This window comes from Myxococcus sp. CA033, assembly GCF_013336625.1.
Classification (GTDB): Bacteria; Myxococcota; Myxococcia; order Myxococcales; family Myxococcaceae; genus Myxococcus; species Myxococcus llanfairpwllgwyngyllgogerychwyrndrobwllllantysiliogogogochensis.
Genome location: NZ_JABUMU010000088.1, coordinates 1 through 465, shown reverse-complemented (window position 1 = coordinate 465; position 465 = coordinate 1). Strand labels below are relative to the sequence as shown.

The 465-nt window shown below is 71.4% G+C and carries 1 protein-coding gene; it reads left to right on the top strand.

What is annotated here, in order from left to right; translation table 11 throughout:
• Window positions 1-82 precede the first annotated feature (82 nt).
• A partial coding sequence (locus tag HUA78_RS45755; protein WP_174479136.1) for a transposase family protein occupies window positions 83-465 on the top strand: 383 nt, incomplete at its 3' end.

Here is a 465-nt window from a genome sequence, read left to right as displayed (position 1 = left end):
GGCTCTCCCGCACTTCGTGTGGCTCCCCTCTGGGGAGTAGGCAGACGCGGCAAGCTGCCAGCGGGGCGAATACACCCAGGGAATGGAAACGCTGTACCCACTTCCAGGGTGTCGGGTGGGCCGGGTGGCCCACGGTAGCGCGGCGGGTGTCGTCCTCGGGGTGCGCATGGAGGGCACGGGAGCACGATGTCCCTCCTGCCAGACGCCCAGTACCGCAGTGCATGGTAGCTACGTCCGACGCCCGGCGGACCTGCCAGCTGCGGGGCGCGTCGTGCAACTCGAGCTGCGTGTGCGGCGCTTCTGCTGCCGAAACCCGGACTGCGCCCGCCGCACGTTCGCGGAGCGGCCGGTGCGCCTGGTGGCCGCTCAGGCTCGGCGGACGCGTCGGCTGGCCACCGCGCAGTGCGCCGTTGCAATCACAGCCGGAGCAGAGGCTGGGGCCAGGCTGCTCAAGCCCCTGGCCAT